At 70.5% G+C, this 18,348-nt stretch carries 16 protein-coding genes; 9 read left to right on the top strand and 7 right to left on the bottom strand.

The genetic code is table 11. The features are described from left to right. Positions 1–108 precede the first annotated feature (108 nt). A complete protein-coding gene (gene dnaE / locus ACFYZR_RS01105; RefSeq protein WP_391903086.1) occupies positions 109–3,654 on the bottom strand; it encodes a DNA polymerase III subunit alpha in 3,546 nt (1,181 codons plus the stop codon). A gap of 159 nt (positions 3,655–3,813) precedes the next feature. On the opposite strand from dnaE, the gene ACFYZR_RS01110 reads away from it, so the two are divergent. The 5 genes from ACFYZR_RS01110 (at position 3,814) to ACFYZR_RS01130 (ending at position 8,403) form a co-directional block, all read left to right on the top strand. Then, entirely contained in the window at positions 3,814–5,139 is a 1,326-nt protein-coding gene (locus ACFYZR_RS01110) for a DUF2252 domain-containing protein (RefSeq protein ID WP_391903089.1), read from the top strand. A gap of 47 nt (positions 5,140–5,186) precedes the next feature. Next, complete coding sequence (locus ACFYZR_RS01115; RefSeq protein WP_391903092.1) at positions 5,187–5,834, top strand: hypothetical protein; 648 nt, start codon at positions 5,187–5,189, stop codon at positions 5,832–5,834. Between the two features lie 99 nt (positions 5,835–5,933). After that, a complete protein-coding gene (locus ACFYZR_RS01120; protein ID WP_391903097.1) occupies positions 5,934–6,764 on the top strand; it encodes a thioredoxin domain-containing protein in 831 nt (276 codons plus the stop codon). An 87-nt stretch (positions 6,765–6,851) separates the two neighbouring features. Continuing rightward, positions 6,852–7,505, top strand: a complete 654-nt coding sequence (locus tag ACFYZR_RS01125; RefSeq protein WP_391903100.1) for a hypothetical protein — start codon at positions 6,852–6,854, stop codon at positions 7,503–7,505. Positions 7,506–7,554: 49 nt separating this feature from the next. Next, complete coding sequence (locus tag ACFYZR_RS01130) at positions 7,555–8,403, top strand: thioredoxin domain-containing protein (RefSeq protein ID WP_391903103.1); 849 nt, start codon at positions 7,555–7,557, stop codon at positions 8,401–8,403. Between the two features lie 34 nt (positions 8,404–8,437). On the opposite strand, the gene ACFYZR_RS01135 is transcribed toward ACFYZR_RS01130, so the two are convergent. Then, on the bottom strand, positions 8,438–9,667 hold the full coding sequence (locus ACFYZR_RS01135) for an RNA-guided endonuclease InsQ/TnpB family protein (protein ID WP_391903106.1): 1,230 nt from the start codon (positions 9,665–9,667) through the stop codon (positions 8,438–8,440). A 389-nt stretch (positions 9,668–10,056) separates the two neighbouring features. Here ACFYZR_RS01135 and ACFYZR_RS01140 point away from each other — a divergent pair, with 389 nt between their 5' ends. Further along, complete coding sequence (locus tag ACFYZR_RS01140; protein ID WP_391903108.1) at positions 10,057–11,709, top strand: alkaline phosphatase D family protein; 1,653 nt, start codon at positions 10,057–10,059, stop codon at positions 11,707–11,709. A gap of 55 nt (positions 11,710–11,764) precedes the next feature. Here ACFYZR_RS01140 and ACFYZR_RS01145 read toward each other — a convergent pair whose 3' ends face one another. Together ACFYZR_RS01145 and ACFYZR_RS01150 are read right to left on the bottom strand one after the other, a co-directional pair. Next, positions 11,765–12,817 carry a hypothetical protein gene (locus ACFYZR_RS01145; protein WP_391903110.1) on the bottom strand — a complete coding sequence of 351 codons (1,053 nt, stop codon included), beginning with the start codon at positions 12,815–12,817 and terminating at the stop codon, positions 11,765–11,767. A 170-nt stretch (positions 12,818–12,987) separates the two neighbouring features. After that, positions 12,988–13,362, bottom strand: coding sequence for a Scr1 family TA system antitoxin-like transcriptional regulator (locus ACFYZR_RS01150; RefSeq protein ID WP_391903113.1), 375 nt, complete (start codon positions 13,360–13,362; stop codon positions 12,988–12,990). A gap of 147 nt (positions 13,363–13,509) precedes the next feature. Here ACFYZR_RS01150 and ACFYZR_RS01155 point away from each other — a divergent pair, with 147 nt between their 5' ends. Both ACFYZR_RS01155 and ACFYZR_RS01160 read left to right on the top strand, forming a co-directional pair. Beyond that, positions 13,510–13,641, top strand: a complete 132-nt coding sequence (locus tag ACFYZR_RS01155; RefSeq protein WP_391903115.1) for a hypothetical protein — start codon at positions 13,510–13,512, stop codon at positions 13,639–13,641. A 4-nt stretch (positions 13,642–13,645) separates the two neighbouring features. After that, positions 13,646–13,834 carry a hypothetical protein gene (locus ACFYZR_RS01160; protein ID WP_391903118.1) on the top strand — a complete coding sequence of 63 codons (189 nt, stop codon included), beginning with the start codon at positions 13,646–13,648 and terminating at the stop codon, positions 13,832–13,834. A 49-nt stretch (positions 13,835–13,883) separates the two neighbouring features. Here ACFYZR_RS01160 and ACFYZR_RS01165 read toward each other — a convergent pair whose 3' ends face one another. Beyond that, complete coding sequence (locus ACFYZR_RS01165; protein WP_391903121.1) at positions 13,884–14,510, bottom strand: dienelactone hydrolase family protein; 627 nt, start codon at positions 14,508–14,510, stop codon at positions 13,884–13,886. A gap of 41 nt (positions 14,511–14,551) precedes the next feature. Between ACFYZR_RS01165 and ACFYZR_RS01170 the strand changes: the two genes are divergently transcribed. Next, complete coding sequence (locus ACFYZR_RS01170) at positions 14,552–15,655, top strand: mechanosensitive ion channel family protein (protein WP_391903123.1); 1,104 nt, start codon at positions 14,552–14,554, stop codon at positions 15,653–15,655. Positions 15,656–15,664: 9 nt separating this feature from the next. Here the strand turns inward: ACFYZR_RS01170 and ACFYZR_RS01175 are convergent, their stop codons facing one another. Beyond that, positions 15,665–17,257 carry a Na+/H+ antiporter gene (locus tag ACFYZR_RS01175; RefSeq protein WP_391903126.1) on the bottom strand — a complete coding sequence of 531 codons (1,593 nt, stop codon included), beginning with the start codon at positions 17,255–17,257 and terminating at the stop codon, positions 15,665–15,667. Between the two features lie 124 nt (positions 17,258–17,381). Continuing rightward, positions 17,382–18,323, bottom strand: a complete 942-nt coding sequence (locus ACFYZR_RS01180) for an RluA family pseudouridine synthase (RefSeq protein ID WP_391903129.1) — start codon at positions 18,321–18,323, stop codon at positions 17,382–17,384. Positions 18,324–18,348: the final 25 nt, after the last annotated feature.

Here is an 18,348-nt window from a genome sequence, read left to right on the forward strand (position 1 = left end):
ACCTACCTCACCTCCGCGCCCCCCCCCCCCCGCCGGGGGGGGGGGGGGGGGGGGGGCCCCCCCCCCCCCGGGCCCCCGCCCCTCAAGCGCATTCATGGTGGTGCCGGCTCAGCCTGCCAGGCAGGACGGGCCGAGCAGCTGCTTCAGGTCGCCGAAGAGCGCCGGATCGGGTGTCACCCGGTGGCGGTCGAGCCGGAGGACGGTCGTCTTGCGGGCGCCCTGGAGCTTGATCCGTACCTCGGTCGAGCCCCGGTGGTGGCTGAGCACCTGGCCCAGTCGCTCCACCAGCGGCGGGGTGACCTTGACCGTGGGGATGGAGATGATCACCGGGGCGTTGGTGCCGGCGTTGGAGAGGTCGGGGACCATCAGCTCCATGGCCACCAGCCGGGGGATGTCCTCGCGCTTGTCGAGGCGGCCCTTGACGAAGACGACGGCGTCCTCGACGAGCTGGGTGGAGACCAGCTGATAGGTGGCGGGGAAGAACATGCAGTCGATGGAGCCGGCCAGGTCCTCGACGGTGGCGATGGCCCAGGCGTTGCCCTGCTTGGTCATCTTGCGCTGGAGGCCGGAGATGATGCCGCCGATGGTGACGATGGCACCGTCGGCGTGCTCACCGCCGGTGAGCTGGGAGATCGAGGCGTCGGCCTTGTCGTTGAGGACGTGCTCGATGCCGAAGAGCGGGTGGTCGGAGACGTAGAGGCCGAGCATCTCGCGCTCCTGCGCGAGCAGATAGGCCTTCTCCCACTCGACGTCGGAGAACTCCACGTCCAGCCCGAAGCCGGGGCCGTCGTCGCCGCTGTCGTCGCCCATGCCGCCGAAGAGGTCGAACTGTCCCTCGGCCTCCTTGCGCTTGACCTGCACCACGTTGTCGATCATCGGTTCGTAGTGCGCGGTGAGGCCCTTGCGGGTGTGGCCCATCTCGTCGAAGGCGCCGGCCTTGATCAGGGATTCGACGGTGCGCTTGTTGCAGACGACGGCCTCGACCTTGTCGAGGAAGTCCGGGAAGGTGGTGTACTTCCCCTTGGACTTGCGGCAGCGGATGATCGAGTCGACCACGTTCTGCCCGACGTTGCGGACGGCGGTGAGGCCGAAGAGGATCACGTCGTCGCCCTGGGCGGCGAAGTTGGCCTCGGACTCGTTGACGTTCGGCGGGAGCACCTTGATGCCCATGCGGCGGCACTCGTTGAGGTAGATCGCCGACTTGTCCTTGTCGTCGCGCACCGAGGTGAGGAGCGCGGCCATGTACTCGGCGGGGTAGTTCGCCTTGAGGTAGGCGGTCCAGTACGAGACGAGGCCGTACGCGGCGGAGTGGGCCTTGTTGAAGGCGTAGCCGGCGAAGGGGACCAGCACGTCCCACAGGGCCTGGATGGCCTCGTCGGTGTAGCCGTTCTTCCGGGCGCCGGCCTGGAAGATGGTGAAGTTCTTCGCCAGCTCCTCGGGCTTCTTCTTGCCCATGACGCGGCGGAGGATGTCGGCCTCGCCGAGCGAGTACCCGGCGATGATCTGGGCGGCCTTCTGGACCTGCTCCTGGTAGACGATCAGGCCGTAGGTGACGGCCAGGACCTCTTCGAGGGGCTTCTCCAGCTCCGGGTGGATCGGGGTGATCTCCTGCTGCTTGTTCTTGCGCAGCGCGTAGTTCGTGTGCGAGTTCATGCCCATCGGGCCCGGCCGGTACAGGGCGGACACGGCGGAGATGTCTTCGAAGTTGTCGGGCTTCATCAGCCGCAGCAGCGACCGCATGGGCCCGCCGTCGAACTGGAAGACGCCGAGGGTGTCACCGCGCTGGAGGAGCTCGAAGGTCGTGGGGTCGTCGAGCGGGAGGGCCAGGAGGTCGATGTCGATCCCCTTGTTGGCCTTCACCATCTTGACGGCGTCGTCCATGATCGTGAGGTTGCGCAGGCCGAGGAAGTCCATCTTCAGCAGGCCGAGCGACTCACAGCTCGGGTAGTCCCACTGGGTGATGGTGACGCCGTCGGAGTGCCGGACCCAGACCGGGACGTGGTCGGTGATCGTCTCGCTGGACATGATCACGCCGGCCGCGTGGACACCCATCTGACGGACCAGGCCCTCGACGCCGCGCGCGGTGTCGATGACCTTCTTGACGTCCGGCTCGTTCTCGTACATCCCGCGGACCTCGCCGGCCTCGCTGTAGCGCGGGTGGGAGGGGTCGAGGATGCCGGAGAGCGGGATGCCCTTGCCGAGGACGTCGGCGGGCATGGCCTTGGTGATGCGGTCGCCCATCGCGTACGGGTAGCCGAGGACGCGGGCGGAGTCCTTGATCGCGTTCTTGGCCTTGATGGTGCCGTAGGTGCCGATCATGGCGACCTTGTCGGCGCCGTACTTCTCGGTCACATAGCGGATCACCTCGGCGCGCCTGCGCTCGTCGAAGTCGATGTCGACATCGGGCATCGAGATGCGCTCGGGGTTGAGGAAGCGCTCGAAGATCAGGCCGTGCGGGATGGGGTCGAGGTCGGTGATGCCCATGGCGTAGGCCACGATCGAGCCGGCCGCGGAGCCTCGGCCGGGGCCGACCGCGATGCCCTGGTTCTTCGCCCACATGATGAAGTCGGCGACCACGAGGAAGTAGCCCGGGAAGCCCATCGAGATGATCGTGTCCATCTCGTACTCGACCTGCTTCATGCGGTCCTCGGGGATGCCGCCCGGGAAGCGGCGGTGCATCCCGCGCATGGTCTCCTCGCGGAACCAGGTGACCTCGGTGTAGCCGTCGGGGATGTCGAACTTGGGCATCAGGTTCCGGAACTGGAACATGCCCTCGGTGTCGATCTGGTCGGCGACCAGCTTGGTGTTGGCGCAGCCCTCCTGCCAGGCGTCCGAGGAGTCGATGGCGTACATCTCCTCCGTGGACTTCAGGTAGTAGCCCGAGCCGTCGAAGCGGAAGCGGTCCGGGTCGGAGAGGTTCTTGCCGGTCTGGATGCACAGGAGGGCGTCGTGGGCCTCGGCCTCGTGCGCGTAGGTGTAGTGCGAGTCGTTGGTGACCAGGGGCGGGATGCCGAGCTTCTTGCCGATCTCCAGCAGGCCGTCGCGGACGCGGCGCTCGATCTCGATGCCGTGGTCCATCAGCTCCAGGAAGTACCGGTCCTTGCCGAAGATGTCCTGGTACTCGGAGGCGGACTTCAGGGCCTCGTCGAACTGGCCGAGGCGCAGCCGGGTCTGCAGCTCGCCGGAGGGGCAGCCGGTGGAGGCGATCAGGCCCTCGGACCACTGGCTGATGGTCTCCTTGTCCATCCGGGGCCACTTGGTCAGCCAGCCCTCCTTGTAGGCGTCGGAGGACAGCCGGAAGAGGTTGTGCAGGCCGGTGGCGTTGGCGGCCCAGATCGTCTTGTGGGTGTAACCACCCGAACCGGAGACGTCGTCCCGCTTCTGGTGCGGCTGGCCCCACTGGATGCGGCGCTTGTTGCGCCGGGACTCGGGGGCGACGTACGCCTCGATGCCGATGATCGGGGTGATTCCGGCCTTCTGGGCGGAATGGAAGAAGTCGTACGCCCCATGGAGGTTGCCGTGGTCGGACATGGCGATGTGTGTCATGCCCATCTCATTGCAGGCATTGAACATGTCCTTGAGCCGCGCGGCACCGTCCAGCAGGGAGTACTGGGTGTGGACGTGCAGGTGCGTGAAGGGCGGCTTGTTGGCCACGGTGGGAGACCTCCGGCGGGAGCGGGCAGCGGGGCGGACGGGACTGTTTTGAAGGTTACCGGCCCCCACCGACAGCCGGGGGCACGCGCCGGTACCCTCACGCGTTGAGCACGACAGCACACACGTTCGTTCCATGCCCCACCCCAGGAGGAACCCGCGATGGCGACCGAGCACGAGCGGGCCGCACAGCGCGGCGAGGAGATCCTCGCCGTCTTCGACACCGCCTTCGGCGAGCTGCTGGCGGCCGACCCGGCGGCCTTCCGCGTGAAGTTCCGGAAGATGGCCGCCTCCGCCTTCGCCTTCTACCGGGGCACCGCCTGCCTCTTCTACTCCGACCTGGCGCGCGGGGGCGACGCCGGCCCCTACCTGGACGAGCGCACCGGCCGGGTGTGGATCCACGGCGATCTCCACGCCGAGAACTTCGGCACGTACATGGACGCCAACGGCCGCCTCGTCTTCAACGTCAACGACTTCGACGAGGCCTACGTCGGCCCCTTCACCTGGGACCTCAAGCGCTTCGCCGCCTCCGTGGCGCTGCTGGGCCACGCCAAGGCGCTCAGCGACGAGAAGATCTCCGAGCTGGTGCGGATCTACGCCGCCGCCTACCGCGAGCGGATCCACGCCCTGGCCACCGGCGCCAAGGACGACGAGATCCCGCCCTTCACCCTGGACACCGCCGACGGCCCCCTCCTCGACGCCCTCCGCGAGGCCCGCTCGCTGACCCGCTTCGGGCTGCTGGCCACGATGACGGAGATCCGCGACTTCGACCGGCGCTTCCTGCCCGGCGAAGGCACCGTCGAGCTGGACGCCGCCACCCGCTACAAGATCCTCGACGCCTTCGACGGCTACCTGGAGACCCTCCCCGACACCAGCCTGGCCCGCCCGGACTCCTACCGCGTCAAGGACGTCGTCGGCCGCCGGGGCGTCGGCATCGGCAGCGCCGGCCTGCCCTCGTACAACATCCTCCTGGAGGGCAACAGCGACGCCCTGGAGAACGACGTCGTCATCTACATGAAGCAGGCGCAGACCCCGGCGGTCTCCCGGCACATCACCGACCGGGCCGTGCGCGAGTACTTCCACCACGAGGGCCACCGCACGGTGATCTCCCAGCGGGCGCTCCAGGCGCACGCCGACCCGTGGCTGGGCTGGACCGAGCTGAACGGGACCGGGCAGCTCGTCGCCGAGGTCTCGCCCTACGCCGTGGACCTCGACTGGTCGGACATCGACGACCCCGAGGAGATCGCCGCCGTCGTCGCCGACCTGGGCCGGGCCACCGCCGCCATGCACGCGGCCGCCGACGACCAGAGCGGTCACTCGCTGGTGCCGTTCTCCACGGAGCGTGCCATCGACGCCGTGATCGCCGCCGACGAGGAAGGCTTCGCGACGCTCCTCGTGGACTTCGCCCACACCTATGGCGCCCGGGCCCGCGCGGACCACCAGATCTTCGTGGATCTCTTCCGCAACGGCCGTATTCCGGGCCTTTAGTCGCCTTTAGTCGAGGTTTATCGCGCGACATGACAGACTCGGCCCTCATGGACATATCAGCGGCACGGTTGCGGGCACTGCGCGCGGCGCTCTTCGCGGCGCTGTGCGTACTGCTGTCCGCGGCCTCCCACGTGCTGCTGTCCGGAAAGCCGCTGCCGCCGGCGACCGTCGCCGGGGCCGGCGTCGCCGTCTTCGCGCTCGCCTACGCCCTCGCGGGCCGCGAGCGCGGCTACGGGCGCATCGCCGCCCTCCTGGTCCCGCTGGAGCTGGGCGCCGCCGCGCTCTTCACCGCCGGGCAGGACACCTGCTACGGCCGGCCCGGCCACCCCGCCACCGGCGGGGCGCTGACCTGGCTGTGCGAGGGCGGCATGGGCGGCCCGCTGGCCCGCTGGGCCGCCCCCGGCACCGCCCCCTGGCTGCTGCTCGCCGGGCACGTCGCCGTGGGCCTGCTGGCCGCCGTCTGGCTGCGGCGCGGCGAGGCCGCGCTCGCCGGGCTGCTGCGCGCCACGGCGGCGGTGGCCTTCCGCCCGCTGCGGCTCGCCGCCGCGGTGCTGGACGCGCGCGCCCGCGCCGCCGCGGGGCCCGTGCGGTCCGTACGGGCCCGCCGCGAGGCCCCCTCCCGCCACGCCTTCCCGCTCCTGGTCCACTCCGTCGTACGACGCGGTCCGCCGGCCCCGCTGCCCACGCCCTGCTGACCGCCGGCCCGTCCGCCCCCGGACGGGCCCCGCGCAGGCCGGGCCGCACGCGACCGACAGCCACGACACGCATCACCACGCATCACGGAGAAGACCACCATGAGCAAGCGCAACAACTGGGAGAACAAGCAGTCCGCCCGCGACCGGCTGCGCGCCGAGCGCGAGAAGCAGGCGAAGCAGGAGAAGACCCGCCGCCAGCTCCTCGTCGGCGGCGCGATCGTCGGCGTCCTGGCGATAGCCGGCGGCGTCGGCTACGCGGTGACCCAGTCCGGCGGCAAGAGCGACTCCGCCTGGTCCGCCGCCGCCGACAAGACGCTCGTCAAGCCCGCCAACACCGGCGGCGACAAGGGCACCGAGATCGTCGTCGGCAAGAAGGACGCCAAGCACACCCTGGAGATCTACCAGGACATGCGCTGCCCGATCTGCTCCGTCTTCGAGCAGAACGTCGGCGGCACCATCGACAAGGACGTCAAGGACGGCAAGTACAAGGTCTCGTACCACATCGGCACCTTCCTCGACCGCAACCCGCAGATCCGCGGCGACGGCTCGAAGAACGCCCTGAGCGCGCTCGGCGCCGCGCTGAACGTCAGCACCGACGCCTTCAGCGCCTACAACAAGGCCCTCTACTCCAAGGCCAACCACCCCGAGGAGACCAAGGACGACTTCGCCAAGGACGACGTCCTGCTGAAGGTCGCCCAGCAGGTGCCCGCGCTCAAGGGCAACGCCGCCTTCGAGAAGGACGTCAAGGACGGCACCTTCGACAAGTGGGCCCTGGAGATGTCCGACTCCTTCGACAGCCACAAGGACGTCACCGGCACGCCCACGCTCAAGCTCGACGGCAAGAAGCTGTCCGTGAAGACCGCGTACGGCGAGGGCGCCCCGAACACGCCCGACAAGTTCAGCGAGCTGGTCGCCGCGCAGCTCAAGTAGCGCCCCCGAGGGGCGGGCCCGGCCCGCCCCTCATCGATGCCGAATCTTGACCGGACAGCCGACGGCCGCCGTGGCACACTCCCCCTCATGGAGGGGACGGGCGTTCGGCTCAGGGCGGTGCGCGCCGGGCTGTTCACGGCGCTCTGCCTCACGCTGTCCTCGGCGGCCCATGTGCTGCTCTCGCACGCCCCGTTGCCCCTGTCCACGGTCGCCGTGCTGGCCGCCGCCTTCTTCGCCGTCGCCTACGCGCTGGCCGGCCGGGAGCGCGGTTTCTGGCCGATAGCGGCCCTGCTCGTCCCGCTGGAGCTGACGGCGGACACCGTCTTCACCACCGGCCAGCACGCCTGTTACGGCCAGGCCGGCGGCCCGGTCGCGGGCCCCCTCCACTCGATGGGCGTCGATCTGGTCTGCCGGGGCGGCGAGTTCGGCTCGCCCCTGGCCGGCGGGCCGGCCGCCACGAGCTCCGCGACGCCCTGGCTGCTGCTCGCCGCGCACGTCACGGTCGGGCTGGTCGCGGCCGCCTGGCTGCGGCGCGGCGAGGTGGCCGTGGCCCGGCTGCTGCGCGCGCTGGCCGCGCTGGCCTTCCGCCCGCCGCTGCCGGCCGCCGAACTCCGGGCGTACGGCCCCGCCGGCACCGCGCCCGTACGGCCCGTACGCGACACCCTGTACGCCCGTACGCTCCCCCTGCTCGTCCACTCCGTCGTACGGCGGGGACCGCCGTCGCTCCCGGCCTCCGCCTGAGCACGGCAGCACATCCCTTCCGTACCTTTTCTCTCCACGGAGCCGAGTCATGAGCAACCCCCAGAACAAGGCCGCCGCCCGCGAACGCCTGCGCGCCGAGCGCGAGAAGCAGGCCAAGCGCGACAAGACCCGCCGTCAGCTCCTCATCGGCGGCGCGATCGTCGTCGTCCTGGCGGCGGCGGGCGGCATCGGCGTGGCCGTCACCAAGGCCACCGACGGCGGCAAGAACACCAAGGTCAGCAGCGAGGACTGGGAGACCGCGGCCAAGGACCGGGGATTCAAGCAGCCCGCCAACACCACCGGCGACAAGGGCACCACGGTCGTCATCGGCAAGCAGGACGCGAAGAACACCCTGGAGGTCTTCGAGGACATGCGCTGCCCGGTCTGCTCCGGCTTCGAGCAGGCCGTCGGCTCGACCGTCCGGAAGGACATCAAGGACGGCAAGTACAAGGCCCAGTTCGAGATGGGCACCTTCCTCGACCGCAACCCGATGATCAAGGGCTCGGGGTCGAAGAACGCGCTGAGCGCGCTGGGCGCGGCCCTCAATGTGAGCCCGGACGCGTTCCTGGCGTACAAGGAGGCTCTCTACTCGGCCAAGAACCACCCCGACGAGCGGGACGACGCCTTCTCCGACGACGGCAAGCTGATCTCCGTCGCGCAGGAGGTGCCCGCGCTCAAGGGCAACGCCGCCTTCGAGAAGGACGTCAAGGACGGCACCTTCGACAAGTGGGCCCTGGAGGTGTCCGCCGCCTTCGACAAGCAGGTCGGCCCGAACAAGCCCATCCAGGGCACCCCCGGCCTGAAGCTCAACGGCAAGGTGCTGGGCGACCAGCGCGGCCAGGCGCCGCAGGACCCGAAGACGTTCACGACGCTGGTCGACGGGGCGCTCGTGAATTGAAACCTCCCCTCCCTGATGGGAGGGGATTCCTGGCTCAGGCCGCCTCCTGGAGCAGCGCTCCAGGAGGTCTTCCGCCATCAGCACCAGCCGGGTTGAGACCAGCCCGGACGAGCATCACGCGTGCGGAGTTCTTGTCCCGTGGGGACACATTTCCACACGTGATGCAGGTGTAGGTGCGCTCTCCCAGCGGCAGTGCGTGCTTGGCTCTCGCTCCGCAGTGCGCGCAGTCCATCGTGGTGTGCGCGGGGTGTACCAGGCGGATGTCCCGCCCGTGTTTGCGGCCCATCTCGATCAGGGCGGCCTTGGTGGCGCCGATGGCGGCGTCAGCGGCTTTGCGGGCCATGGTGCTCCTGGCCAGGAACCTCGGGCGGAAGTCCTCGACAGCGATGGCGTCGTGGTCGCGGACCACCTTCTTGGCCCACTTACGGCCGGTGTCCTTACGCCGCCTCGCGACCTTCTTGTGCGCCTTCGCCCGCAGCTTCCTCGCCTCACGGTAGCCCCTCGATCCGGGACGGCCCTTCTCCGGCCTGCGGCGGGCCATCATCCGGTCATACCGGGACACCTTCGCCCGGGCCTTCTTGCCATGCTCGGCGTGCGGCAGGTCGTGCGCGTCCGACGTGGTGGTCGCGGTCTGCTTCACACCCCAGTCGACGCCGAGAACGCGGCCGGTCTCCGGCAGCGGCTGGACCTGGGCGGGGACGACGAACGAGCAGTACCAGTGCCGCAGGCTGTCCTGATAGACGCGCACCGAGGACGGCTCGGCCGGCAGATCCCGCGACCACACCACGGTGACGACGATGCCCCCGGCCAGCTGCAGCCGACCGCCCTTCAATCGGAATCCGCGCCGCGTGTAGTTGAGGGTCGGCAGCGCCTCGCGCTTGGCCTTCCACTTCGGCATCCCCGCCCGGCGCGCCATGGGCAGGCGCTCCGCGATGTCCTTGTGCGCCTTGGCGCGGGAGCGGCCGAAGTCGCGGACGACCTGCTGCTGGGGAACCGACGAGCCCTCACGCAACCACGACGTACAGGCACGGGCCTCGGTCAGCATCCTGTCGAGCCGAGCCGGGCCACACGTGGCCTTCCGGCCGGTGGCCTTGTTGTGCAAGTGCACGGCCCTGGACTTGGCGACACACTCGTTCCACACCCACCGGCACCGGTCCCACTCCGCCACCAGAGCAGCGCGAGCGGCGGAGGACACGCGAAGCCGGTAGGTGTAGCGAGCATGCCCGGCATCCGCAGCCACCCTCACCCACGCCACCTCCCCCATGGTCCCCGGCCGGGAACCATGACATCCCCACCCCCCGAAGGACCATACGCACGACTGCCGCACACACGTACCTCGATTTCATAGCAGCCACCCCAACCAGCGACAGCAGGTGCACGTGTTCGTATCACCTCGGCGATGACTGACAGCGATACGGGCGCTCCACGCCCTGAACCGGATGAGGCAACGCTCCGAGCCACGGCATCCGGATGTGATCCCCCCGGCGCGGACGCCGGGACCTCCTCGCAAGAATCAGATGACGGGCGACCAACGCCCCACCGGCTGATGAGCCATCATGGATGTGACGGGCGGACGAACACTCGGTGATCGTCCGCCGAAGCCCTTGTCACAGGACTTACCGCTGGTTCTACCGGGCAGTAAAGTGACGGCCCGTGACATCCCACCACATATCCCGCCGCACCGCCGTCACGGCCGTCGCCGCCACCGCGACCGCCGCCCTGATCCCGCTGGCCACCGCCCCGGCCGCCCTCGCCGACTCGGACCCCCCGGGCCCGCCCCGCCCGGCCTTCCTCCACGGCGTCGCCTCCGGCGACCCGCTGCCCGACGGCATCCTGCTGTGGACCCGCGTCACGCCGGTACCGGACGCCGTGCCCGGCTCCGGGCTCGGCCCGGACGTGGACATCGCCTGGCAGGTCGCCGAGGACGCCGGCTTCACGAAGGTCGTCGCCCGGGGCACCGTCACCGCGACCGCCGCCCACGACCACACCGTCAAGGCGGACGTCCGCGGACTGCGCCCGGCCACCGCCTACTTCTACCGGTTCACCGCCGGGGACACCGCCTCCCCGACCGCCCGCACCCGCACCGCCCCCGCCCACGACGCGGCCACGGCCGGGCTGCGCTTCGGCGTGGTGTCCTGCGCCAACTGGGAGTCCGGCCACTTCTCCGCGTACCGCCACCTCGCCGGCCGCAAGGACCTGGACGCGGTCTTCCACCTCGGCGACTACATCTACGAGTACGGGACCGGCGAATACCCCGCCGCCAAGTACGTGGTCCGCCGGCACGAGCCCACCCACGAGATCATCTCGCTGGCCGATTACCGCACCCGCCACGGCCGCTACAAGACCGACCCGGACCTCCAGGCCGTCCACCACGCCCACCCGATGGTGGCCATCTGGGACGACCACGAGTTCGCCAACGACGCCTGGTCCGGGGGCGCCGAGAACCACACCCCGGGCGCCGAGGGCGCATGGGCGGACCGGGTCGCCGCGGCGAAGCGGGCGTACTTCGAGTGGATGCCCGTACGCCCCTCCGTCGAGGGCACCACCTACCGCCGGTTGCGCTTCGGCAAGCTCGCCGACCTCCACCTGCTGGACCTGAGATCCTTCCGCTCGCAGCAGGTCAAGCCCGGCAGCGGCAAGGTCGACGAACCCGGCCGCACCATCACCGGCCGCGTCCAGCTCGACTGGCTCAAGGAGGGCCTGGCGAGCTCCGACACCACCTGGCGGCTGGTGGGCAACCCCGTGATGATCTCCCCGGTCGCCTTCGGCGCCCTCCCCGCCCACCTCCTGGAGCCCGTCGCCAAGCTCCTGGGCCTCCCGGCGGGCGGCCTCGCCGTCAACACCGACCAGTGGGACGGCTACACCGAGGACCGCCGCGAGCTGATCGACCACCTGGAGCGGCGGGCCATCCGCAACACCGTCTTCCTCACCGGCGACATCCACATGGCCTGGGCCAACGACGTCCCCAAGCGGGCCGCGACCTACCCGCTGTCGTCGTCCGTCGCCACGGAGTTCGTGGTGACGTCCGTGTCCTCCGACAACCTCGACGACCTGCTGCACGTCGCGCCCCACACGCTGTCGGTGCCCGCGGCGGCGGCCATCAAGGCCTCCAACCGGCACGTGAAGTGGCTCGACATGGACGGCCACGGCTACGGCGTCCTCGACGTCACGGCCGAGCGGGCGCAGATGGACTACTACGTCCTGTCGGACAAGCGCGACGCGAAGGCGACGGTGTCGTGGGCGCGCTCGTACACCACGCGTTCGGGCACCCAGCGCGTGGAGCGCGCGGACGCACCGGTGCGCTGACGTTCCCCGAGGCTCCGTCCCCCGGCCCCGGGATCCGGGGGCGGAGCCCCGGCGGTCAGGGATGTGCCTGGAAGTGCGCGTCGCGGCCCATGGCGGCGAGAGCGCGCTGCGCCGCGGGGTCACCGCCCAGGGAGTAGTCGCAGGAGTCGTGGTGGGCGTGATCGTTCCAGTACAGGACCGCGCCGATCTGCTGATGGGCCGCCACGTAGCCGGTCATGGCGCGGACGTACGAGGCCCGTACGTCGGATCCGGTGAACGGGACGCTGCCCCACTCCGGGACGAACACCGGCTTGCCCGGGGCGTGGGCGGCACTCCAGGTCAGCGCCGAATCGAAGACAGTGCCGGGCTTCGGGGCGGTCTTGGACGGATTCACGTAATTGCCGCTGGCCTGCTTCGAGCAGCCGCCGGAGACATATCCGTCGACCCCGACGACATCCACATTCTCGGCACCCGGCCAGTAGCGCTCGGGGGTGCCGGACTGGTGGAAGCCGTTCGCGGTCAGGATCCACACCCAGCTCAGGTGGCCGCCGTTCCGGGCGTCCAGGCGTGCGTCGGTTGCCAGTCGACGCATGTGCCGCCAGGCCGCGACGAACTGCGCCGGGCTCCCTTTCCTCTCGTTCTCCTTTGCATTGGGCTCATGGCTGAACGACACGTAGACCGTCTTCAAGTGATGCGTTGTGGCGGCGCTGTCGACCGCACGCAGGAATCCGAGCGCAGCGGTGTCGGATTTCCCCGCGGCGACGGACGCCCAGTCCCGGTCGCGCCCCGTGCCCAGACTGGCCAGCAGAGTCGCTCCGGCGCTCAAGGCACGAGTCTCCTCTGCGGAGGGGAATGCCTTGGCATTGTCCAAGGTGTCATAGGTGCGCACGATCGCCGGGGACCGGCCGAGATCCGGCAGACCGGTCAGTTGCGCGTCGCCGCCGAACAGCACGCCCGACGACGCCGCCGGTGCGGGGGCGGCGCCCGGCTTCGACGCGTCCGCAGCAGCCCCCGGCTGCGCGGCCGCGCCTTGGCCGGAACAGCCGGCCGAGGCCAGCGCGACCAAAGCCAAGGAGGCGGCCGCGCCCGCCGCGCGCCGACGGGTACGGGGCCTTCGGAACGAACGCATGACTTGCCAACCTCCTCCTGGGCAGCTGCCGCAGCCGCCCGGTGCAGGTCATAGGACGGCGCAGGCCAACGCGAGGGTTCGCGAGATTCCTATGGATTCCCCAAGGGGTCGGCTGGGAGATCGTCCGAGCCAAGTCGGATATCTCCTGCACTTACCGAATGCCACCCGAGTCACGCCTGGGCAGCCATACTCCACGAGATCGTTTCGGCAACGGCCTCCGGTGAGTCATGGAATTGCCCCCGTACATAGCTCTCTGCGTAGAGGACTTCGCTGCCATCCGGTCTCCCGAGCAAGATAAACGGCGTCCCTCTGGGTGGGGCGCCGAAGGGAAGCACCTGCACCGTGATCCGCGGGTGCTCCGATACTGCTGCGAGATACGCCGGGTTGCCCGCGCCGACTGCTCGCTGGCGCATGCGCGCGTACACGCCTGGAGTACCGAACACCTTGTCGCACTGCTCGGCGAAAGTGACGCTGGCGAGCTGCTGCCCGCGGGCGTACCTGATCTCCTTGCCGAACGTCACCTCGGGCGACTCCGGTTCGCTCACGCGTTCAACTCCCCGCATTCCGGAAGGGTTTGGAATGCAAGACACCCTGGTCAACGCGTCAGCGCGGGTGGAATCTGAGCCTCAGTAAGTGGCTCTGTCGCCCTCGCACGTCGACACAGCGCTGGTCGCATGGAAGGAGCCCACTGCATGGGGAAGAAGGACGACGACTGGGACCCGAACGAGAACCGGGACCAGGTCACCGACCCCGATACGCACGTCTCGCAGAACGGTAACGTCTACAGCAGCATGGCCGACGACGAGGAGCGCGAAGGGAAGTAGCGCGATGGTCCACGGCGAGAACCTGGCGAAAGACCTGCGGCGCGACCACGGCTTCGTCCACGTCGGGCGCACCAGGGACGGCAAGGCCGTGATCATGCGTAAGGGTGCCCGCTGGACCGTCGTCCCCCTGCGGTGGCTCACCAGTGACGCCGTGGACACCATCAAGGCCCAGGCCGGGATCGGCCTCGTCTGAGCCGTGCCGTGAACGGCCCCCGCCCGCGCGGGGGCCCGTTCGCGGGCGGCTACGCCGCCACGTCCTCCAGGAACGCCAGGGCGACCGCCCACGTCCGCTCCGCCGCCTCCGCGTCGTAGTCGTCCAGGTCCGGGTCCGTGAAGAGGTGCCCCGCGCCGTGGTAGCGGTGGACCTCCACGTCCGCGCCGGCGCGGCCCATGCGCAGGTACCACGCGTTCAGCCAGTCGTGGGGCTCGAAGGGGTCCGGGTCGGCGACGTGGAGCTGGACCGGCAGCTCGTCGACGGCCGCGTCCTCCGGGAGGTCGGACGTGCCGTGGAGGAGCAGCAGGCCGCGGGCCTTCTCGTCGGCCAGGGCCAGGTTCTGGGCGATGGAGCCGCCGAGCGAGAAGCCCGCGTAGACCAGGCCCCGGTCCGACAGCGGGGCCGCCGCGGTCACGGCGCGCCGCAGGAGCTCCTCGTGGCCGATCTCGTCCTTGATGGCCATGCCGTCCTCGACGGTCTCCGCCGTGCGCCCCTCGTACAGGTCGGGCACGTGCACCTCGTGCCCGGCGGCCCGCAGGCGGTCGGCGGCGGCGTGGACGGCCGGCCGCAGACCGTAGGCGGAATGGAACAGAACAATCGTGGTAGGGGACGTCACTGGAGTCACTTCCTTACGGCATGGATCGCGTGCCCCCATCGTGCCAGCCAGCTACGTTCGAAAGAGCGGAGGTGTTGCTCATGGAGCACATACTGCGTCCCCTCGCGGTTCTCGGCGGGGCGGTCCTGATCACCCTCGTGGCGGGGTGGATGGCCGACCAGGCGGTGCGCCGCGTGGGGGCACTGCATCCCGAGACCCCGCTGTGGGGGCTGCTGGAGCGCTGCCGGATGCCGTTGCGGCTGGTGCTGTGCACCGCGCTGCTGCGCGCCGGGTATCCCTCGGCGGAGCTGCCGAAGGGGTCCCGGGGCGCGGTCGGGCAGGTGCTGACGCTGATATTGATCGCGGCGTGCGCCTGGCTGGCGGTCCGGGTGGCGGCCGCCGTCGTGGAGTCCGGCTACGCGCGCTACGCGGCGGGCGCGCAGGATCCCTACCGGGTGCGCCGGGTACGGACCCAGGTGACACTGATCCAGCGGGTCGTCACGGCCGCCGTGTCCGTCGTGGCGGTGGCGGCGATGCTGCTGACCTTCCCCGCGATGCGGGCGGCGGGGGCGTCCCTGCTGGCCTCGGCCGGAGTGATCGGCGTCGTCGCGGGCATAGCCGCCCAGTCGACGCTGGGCAATCTCTTCGCCGGGCTCCAGATCGCCTTCGGCGACATGGTGCGCATCGGGGACACGGTCGTGGTCGACGGCCAGTGGGGCACCGTCGAGGAGATCACCCTCACCTATCTGGTGGTGACCACCTGGGACGAGCGGCGCATCACGATGCCGGTGTCGTACTTCACCAGCAGGCCCTTCGAGAACTGGTCCCGGAGCAATCCCCGGATGACCGGCACCGTCTTCCTCCATCTGGACCACGCGGCCCCCATCGACCTGATCCGCGAGCGGCTGCACGAGGTCCTCAAGGAATGCCCCGAGTGGGACGGGCGCGGCTGGAGCCTGGTCGTCACCGACACCACGCCCTCCACCGTCCAGGTGCGGGCGCTGGTCACGGCCAAGGATCCCGACGACATCTGGACGCTGCGCTGTGTGGTCCGCGAGGCGCTGATCGCCTGGCTGCGCCGGGAGCACCCGTACGCGCTGCCGCGGATCAACACCGCTCCCGCGCCCGGCCTGAAGCAGGCCCCGGACCGCCGGCAGGCCCCTCCCACGTCGGGGGACATCGGTCCCGGGCCGGGGACCACCTGAGTAGATCGCTCACGCCCCGCGCAGGCTCCGCATGTCGAGCTGCCGCAGCACCCGGTCCACCACCTCCGGGTCCATCCACGGCTCGCTGCGCGCGTCGAGCACCGCGTGCCGGGCTGCCGAGAGGAGTTCGGCGTGGATGGTCTGGATGGTGCGCAGCCGCTGGACGCGCTGGACGTGGGCCTCGCGGCGTTCCTCGTCGACCATCTCGGGGCTGATGCGGGCGCCGATGTCGTAGGCGCGCCGGTGGAGCATCTCCACCAGGTCCTCGGGGAGCTCTTCCTGTCGTTCGATCTCCAGCAGCCGGTGCTTGGCGGCCTTGGCGGCGCGGATGGCCAGCTGGCGCTCCAGCTCCCGGGTCCAGTCGGAGTCGGCGCGCACGCCGAGGAGCTTGACCAGCCGGGGCAGGGTGAGGCCCTGGACGACGAGGGTGGAGACGATGACGGCGAAGGCGATGAAGAGGATCTCGCCCCGGGCGGGGAAGGGCGACTTGTCGTCCGTGGTCAGCGGGATGGCCAGGGCGAGGGCCACGGAGGCCACGCCCCGCATCCCGGACCACCACATCACCAGGGTCTCCCGCCAGTTCGTCAGGATCTCCTCGTCGACGTCGCGGCCCTTGTGCAGCCGTCTGGCCAGCCAGGCGGCCGGCAGGAGCCAGGCCAGGCGCACGCCCACCACGACGGCGATGACGACGCCGCCGATGCCGAGCATCTCGCCCCAGCGGCCGTACGCGGTGCTGATGGCGTTGTGCAGTTCGAGGCCTACGAGGCCGAAGGCGACGCCGGTGACGAGGGTGTCGACGATCTCCCAGAAGGTGTGCCCGGCCAGCCGGCCCAGGACGTCGTCGGCGTCGCTCGCGAACTCGGCGAGGAAGAGCGCGGTGGTCAGCACCGCGAGCACCCCGGAGCCCTTGAACTCCTCGGCGAGGACGTAGGAGACGAACGGCACGAGCAGGGTGAGCCCGATCTGGAGCGTGGGGTCGCCGAGGACGTCCATCAGCCGCTTGGCGATCCAGCCGAGCCCCAGGCCGACCACCACGGCCACCACGGCGGAGAACACCAGTTCGCCCGCCGCCCTGGGCAGGGAGAAGCTGCCGCTGACGGCGGCCGCGATGGCCACGTGGTAGAGCACGATGGCGGTGACGTCGTTGAAGAGCCCCTCCCCCTCCAGGATGGAGACGAGGCGGCGGGGCAGCCCCAGGGAGCCCGCGACGGCGGTGGCGGCCACGGGATCGGGCGGGGCGACGAGCGCGCCCAGCGCCACGGCGGCGGCCAGCGAGATCCCGGGCACGATCGCGTTGGCGACGGCGGCGACCGCGGCGGTGGTGACGAAGACCAGCGCGACCGCGAGCAGGAAGATCGGCCGCCGGTTGGCGGCGAACTGCCGCCAGGAGGTGCGCTGGGCGGAGGCGTAGAGCAGGGGCGGCAGGACCAGCGGGAGGATGAACTCCGGCGGGATGTTCACGTTCGGCACGTACGGCAGCAGCGCCAGGACGATCCCGCCGAGCGTCATCAGCACCGGCGGCGGCAGCCCGAGCCGGTCGCCCAGCGGCACGGTGACCAGCGCCCCCAGCAGTAGGACGAACAGCAGGGCGAGCTGGTCCACGGATGCCCTCCGGGCGGGTCGGTCGGTGCGGGTGTGACTGCCGGGGCCGTTCCCCCAGCCTGCCTCACCCGCCTCCGGCCCGCCCTCCGGGCCGTTCCCCCGGACCGCCCTCCGGGCCCGGCGGCTACGCGCTCTCGGCGCGCACTGTGTCCAGGGCGTACCGCAGATCGTCGGGGTACTCGCTCTCGAACTCCACCCAGCGGCCGTCCGAGGGGTGCTCGAAGCCCAGGCGCACGGCGTGCAGCCACTGGCGGGTGAGCTTCAGCCGCTTGGCGAGGGTGGGGTCGGCGCCGTAGGTCATGTCGCCGACGCAGGGGTGCCGGTGGGCGGACATGTGCACACGGATCTGGTGGGTGCGGCCCGTCTCCAGCTTGATGTCCAGCAGGCTGGCGGCCCGGAACGCCTCGATGAGGTCGTAGTGGGTCACGGACGGCTTGCCGTCGGCGATGACGGCCCACTTGTAGTCGTGGTTGGGGTGCCGGCCGATGGGGGCGTCGATGGTGCCGCTCATCGGGTCCGGGTGGCCCTGGACCAGCGCGTGGTAGCGCTTGTCGGTGATCCGCTCGCGGAACTGGTGCTTGAGGTGGGAGTAGGCGCGCTCGGACTTGGCGACCACCATCAGGCCCGAGGTGCCGACGTCCAGGCGGTGGACGATGCCCTGGCGCTCGGCGGCGCCCGAGGTGGAGATGCGGTAGCCCGCGGCGGCGAGGCCGCCGATCACGGTGGGGCCCGTCCAGCCGGGGCTGGGGTGGGCGGCCACGCCCACCGGCTTGACGATCACGACGATGTCGTCGTCGTCATGGATGATCTCCATGCCCTCGACGGGCTCGGCGACGATCTGCACCGGCGCGGGCGCCGCGGGCATCTCGACCTCCAGCCAGGCGCCGCCGGTCACCCGGTCGGACTTCCCGGCCGCGGCCCCGTCGAGCTGGACCTTTCCCGCGGCCGCCAGCTCGGCTGCCTTGGTGCGGGAGAAGCCGAACATACGGGCGATCGCGGCGTCGACGCGCTCGCCCTCCAGGCCGTCGGGAACGGGCAGGGCGCGGATCTCGGGAATGGTGCTCACCCGTCGAGTATGACGGACGGGTGCG

The sequence above is a fragment of the Streptomyces sp. NPDC001678 genome (genome assembly GCF_042892945.1).
In the GTDB taxonomy this organism is placed as follows: domain Bacteria; phylum Actinomycetota; class Actinomycetes; order Streptomycetales; family Streptomycetaceae; genus Streptomyces.

What these genes read in the sequence shown, in the direction of transcription:
- ACFYZR_RS01130 (WP_391903103.1), top strand. Translation starts at nt 7,555, where the DNA reads ATGAGCAACCCCCAGAACAAGGCCGCCGCCCGCGAACGCCTGCGCGCC.
- ACFYZR_RS01110 (WP_391903089.1), top strand. Translation starts at nt 3,814, where the DNA reads ATGGCGACCGAGCACGAGCGGGCCGCACAGCGCGGCGAGGAGATCCTC.
- ACFYZR_RS01115 (WP_391903092.1), top strand. Translation starts at nt 5,187, where the DNA reads ATGGACATATCAGCGGCACGGTTGCGGGCACTGCGCGCGGCGCTCTTC.
- ACFYZR_RS01165 (WP_391903121.1), bottom strand. Translation starts at nt 14,510, where the DNA reads ATGGGGGCACGCGATCCATGCCGTAAGGAAGTGACTCCAGTGACGTCC.
- ACFYZR_RS01135 (WP_391903106.1), bottom strand. Translation starts at nt 9,667, where the DNA reads ATGGGGGAGGTGGCGTGGGTGAGGGTGGCTGCGGATGCCGGGCATGCT.
- ACFYZR_RS01120 (WP_391903097.1), top strand. Translation starts at nt 5,934, where the DNA reads ATGAGCAAGCGCAACAACTGGGAGAACAAGCAGTCCGCCCGCGACCGG.
- ACFYZR_RS01145 (WP_391903110.1), bottom strand. Translation starts at nt 12,817, where the DNA reads ATGCGTTCGTTCCGAAGGCCCCGTACCCGTCGGCGCGCGGCGGGCGCG.
- ACFYZR_RS01125 (WP_391903100.1), top strand. Translation starts at nt 6,852, where the DNA reads ATGGAGGGGACGGGCGTTCGGCTCAGGGCGGTGCGCGCCGGGCTGTTC.
- ACFYZR_RS01155 (WP_391903115.1), top strand. Translation starts at nt 13,510, where the DNA reads ATGGGGAAGAAGGACGACGACTGGGACCCGAACGAGAACCGGGACCAG.
- ACFYZR_RS01170 (WP_391903123.1), top strand. Translation starts at nt 14,552, where the DNA reads ATGGAGCACATACTGCGTCCCCTCGCGGTTCTCGGCGGGGCGGTCCTG.
- ACFYZR_RS01160 (WP_391903118.1), top strand. Translation starts at nt 13,646, where the DNA reads ATGGTCCACGGCGAGAACCTGGCGAAAGACCTGCGGCGCGACCACGGC.